This window comes from Promineifilum sp. (SeqCode) (assembly GCF_041918635.1).
GTDB lineage: Bacteria > Chloroflexota > Anaerolineae > Promineifilales > Promineifilaceae > Promineifilum.
Window position 1 is genome coordinate 1 of sequence record NZ_JAYRVJ010000108.1, and the last position, 3,599, is coordinate 3,599.

4 protein-coding genes are annotated in these 3,599 nt (G+C 67.8%); all 4 read left to right on the forward strand.

What is annotated here, in order from left to right; genetic code table 11:
* A partial coding sequence (locus ACE3UY_RS03660; RefSeq protein WP_374686198.1) for a PP2C family protein-serine/threonine phosphatase occupies positions 1-507 on the forward strand: 507 nt, incomplete at its 5' end.
* A gap of 216 nt (positions 508-723) precedes the next feature.
* Positions 724-1,083, forward strand: coding sequence for a hydrogenase maturation nickel metallochaperone HypA (hypA, locus tag ACE3UY_RS03665; protein ID WP_374686199.1), 360 nt, complete (start codon positions 724-726; stop codon positions 1,081-1,083).
* A 57-nt stretch (positions 1,084-1,140) separates the two neighbouring features.
* On the forward strand, positions 1,141-1,800 hold the full coding sequence (gene hypB, locus ACE3UY_RS03670; protein WP_374686200.1) for a hydrogenase nickel incorporation protein HypB: 660 nt from the start codon (positions 1,141-1,143) through the stop codon (positions 1,798-1,800).
* On the forward strand, positions 1,797-3,599 hold a 1,803-nt coding region (hypF, locus tag ACE3UY_RS03675), incomplete at its 3' end, for a carbamoyltransferase HypF (RefSeq protein ID WP_374686201.1). The genes hypB and hypF, both read left to right, overlap by 4 nt.

Sequence of the window (3,599 nt, forward strand, 5' to 3'; positions counted from 1 at the left end):
AGCCGGACGCTGATGCGCACCTACGCCCTCGACGGGCACAGTCCGGCCGAGGCGTTGCGGCGGGTGAACGAGTTCATCCTGCAAGACAAAGGCTCGCCGCTCTTCCTGAGCGCCTTCTACGCCGTACTGGACACGCCGACGGGCCGGCTGACTTACGCCAACGCCGGCCACAACCCGCCGCTCTGGCTGCGCCAGGCCACGGGCGAGGTGGAGCCGCTCCAGGCGCGGGGCATCCTGCTGGGTGCGTTCGATGGCTTCGTCCACGACGAGCGGACGTGTATGCTGGAGCCGGGCGACTACGTGGTGTTCTACACCGACGGCATCACCGAGGCGCGCAACGCGGCCGGCGACTTCCTGGACGATGAGGGGCTGGAAGCCATCGTGCGGTCGCAGGCGTGGAGCAGCGCCGAAGAACTACTGGCGGCCATCATCACTACCGTGGATGAGTTCGCCGCCGGCCTGCCTCAGGCGGATGACTTCACCGTCGTCGTACTGCGGAAATTATGAATTAGGAATTAAGAATTAGGAATTATGAACGCAGAATCGGAGGGGGAGCTTCTGACTCATAATTCCTAATTCCTAATTCCTAATTCCTAATTCCTAATTCCTAATTGGTAGTGACACTTGTCATGCCGGATTGGTGGCATATGTCACTGCGCCGGCGGCCCCGTTGGTGTTAAGCTCACCAGAGAATCCGCCGTCAACGGGACACGCCGGCCAGCCATGCACGAATTAGCCGTCACCGAGAGCATCCTGGAGATCGCCCTCCGCCACGCGCGCGAGGCCCACGCCACGACCGTCACCGATCTGCATCTGGTCATCGGCGAGCTGTCCACTATCGTAGACGAGTCGGTGCAGTTCTATTGGGGTTTCGTGGCCGAGGGGACGCCGGCGGCCGGGGCGACGCTCCACTTCCGGCGCGTGCCGGGCCAACTGGCCTGCCAGACGTGCGGCCACACCTACAGCCCCCGCGAGGCGCTGACCTGCCCGGTGTGCGACAGCCAGGACGTGCGCGTCGTGGCCGGCGAAGAGTTTTATCTAGAAGCGATTGACGTGAGCACGGCTATTCCTGAACAATGGTAGGGGCGGGTTTGAAACCCGCCCGTACGGCAATAATAAGCCCGATTGTGAGAGAACTGGATGATCGAACGAGTCCCTGTCGTCGAGAAAATATTGGGCGCCAATGACCGGCTGGCGGCGATGAACCGCGCGCGGCTGGACGCGGCGGGCGTCTTCAGCCTCAACTTCCTGGCCTCGCCCGGCGCGGGCAAGACGAGCCTGGTCGAGCAGACGGTGAGCCGGCTGGCGGGCCGGCTGCGGCTGGCCGTCATTGACGGCGACATCGCCACCAGCATCGACGCCGACCGCGCCGCCGCGGCCGGGGCGACAGCCGTCCAGATCAACACCGGCGGCGAGTGCCACCTGGACGCGGTCATGCTCCAGGGGGCGCTGGAACAGCTAGACCTGTCGGCCATCGACCTGCTCATCGTCGAGAACGTGGGCAACCTCATCTGCCCGGCCAACTTCGCCCTGGGCACGCACCGCAGCGTCCTCGTGGCCTCCGTGCCGGAAGGGGACGACAAGCCGTACAAGTATCCGGGCACGTATCGCGGCGTGGACGCGCTGGTCATCAACAAGGTCGACCTGCTACCTTATGTCAAGTTTGACATGGCGTACTTCCGCCGCGGCGTGGCGGCCCTCAATCCGGGGCTGGTCACCTTCCCGCTCTCTTGCCGCACCGGCGAGGGGATGGAGGGGTGGTTGGAGTGGGTGGTTGAGCAGTTGAGAGTTAAGAGTTGAGAGTTGAGAGTGTGGATACGGTTGGGCTGCGGCTCCATATCACCGGCGTGGTGCAGGGGGTGGGGTTCCGGCCGTTCGTCTATGGGCTGGCGCAACGGCTGGCGCTGACCGGCTGGGTGCGCAACACGTCGTCGGGCGTGGACATCGAGGTGGATGGCCCGGCCGGGGCGCTGGCCGATTTCGCCGCCGCGCTGCGCGACGAACTGCCGCCGCTGGCCCGCATCGACAGCCTGGAGGCGAGCGAGCGCCCGGCCAACGGCTTCACGCGCTTCGACATCCTGGCCTCGCGGGCCGAGGCGGGAGCCTTCCAGCCTATCTCGCCCGACATGGCCGTCTGCCCCGACTGCCTGCGCGAGCTGTTCGACCCGGCCGACCGGCGCTATCGCTACCCGTTCATCAATTGCACCAACTGCGGCCCGCGCTTCACCATCATCCGCGACATCCCCTACGACCGGCCGCTGACGACGATGGCCGCCTTCCCTCTCTGCCCCGACTGCGCCGCGGAGTACGCCGATCCGCTCGACCGGCGCTTTCACGCCCAGCCGGTGGCCTGCCCCGTCTGCGGCCCGCGCCTATGGCTGGAGCGCGCGGGCGACGACGCCCCCCCGGCCGGCGAGGACGCGCTGCAAGCGGCGCGCGCCCTGCTGAGCGCGGGGCGCATCGTGGCCGTGAAGGGGCTGGGCGGCTTCCACCTGGCCTGCGATGCGAACGACGCCGCGGCCGTGGAGGAGTTGCGCCGCCGCAAACTGCGCGTGGACAAACCATTCGCCGTCATGCTGCCCGACATCGAATCGGCCCGCCGCCACTGCCGGCTGAGCGCGGCCGAAGAGGCGCTGCTGCTGTCGCGGGCGCGGCCCATCGTCATCGTCGCCCGCCGGCCGGGGTCGCCGCTGGCCCGCGCCCTCGCGCCGGGGCAGGACGCGGTAGGCATCATGTTGCCCTACACGCCGCTGCACCACCTGCTGCTGGAGCGCGCGCCCGGCTTCCCGGAGGCGCTGGTGATGACCAGCGGCAATCTGAGCGAGGAGCCGATCGCCTATACCAACGCGGAGGCGCGGGAACGGCTGGGCGGGCTGGCCGACGCGCTGCTGCTGCACGACCGGGAGATTCAGACGCGCTGCGACGACTCGGTGATGCGGGTGATTGAAGAGGAAGAAGAATCCGCAGATTTCGCAGATTACGCAGATTTAAAGAGGAAGAAAGGGCAACAGGTTGGGCCATCCGCGGGGGCGCACGTGATGCCGGTAAGGCGGTCGCGGGGGTATGCGCCGTTTCCGGTAAGGCTGCCGTGGCGGGGAAGGCCGGCGCTGGCGACGGGGGCGGAACTGAAGAATACGTTCTGCCTGACGCGCGACGACTACGCCTTCCTGAGCCACCACATCGGCGACCTGGAGAATTACGAGACGCTGGTCTCTTTCGAGCAGGGGGTGGCCCACCTGGAGCGGCTGTTCCGCGTCCGGCCGGAGGCCATCGCCTACGACCTGCACCCGGACTACCTGGCGACGCGCTACGCGCTGGAGCGGGCGGGGCGCGAGGGGCTGCCGGCCGTCGGCGTGCAGCACCACCACGCCCACATCGCCGCGGGCATGGCCGAACACGGGCTGGGACAGGAGGCGGTGGTCATCGGCGTGGCCTTCGACGGCACGGGCTACGGCGACGATGGGGCCATCTGGGGCGGCGAGTTCCTGATCGCCGGCTATGGCGGCTATGAGCGGGCGGCCCACCTGCGCTACGTCCCCCTGCCCGGCGGCGACCGGGCGGTGCGCGAGCCGTGGCGGGTAGCGCTGGCCGGGCTGGCG

What these genes read in the sequence shown, in the direction of transcription:
- hypA (WP_374686199.1), top strand. Translation starts at nt 724, where the DNA reads ATGCACGAATTAGCCGTCACCGAGAGCATCCTGGAGATCGCCCTCCGC.
- hypB (WP_374686200.1), top strand. Translation starts at nt 1,141, where the DNA reads ATGATCGAACGAGTCCCTGTCGTCGAGAAAATATTGGGCGCCAATGAC.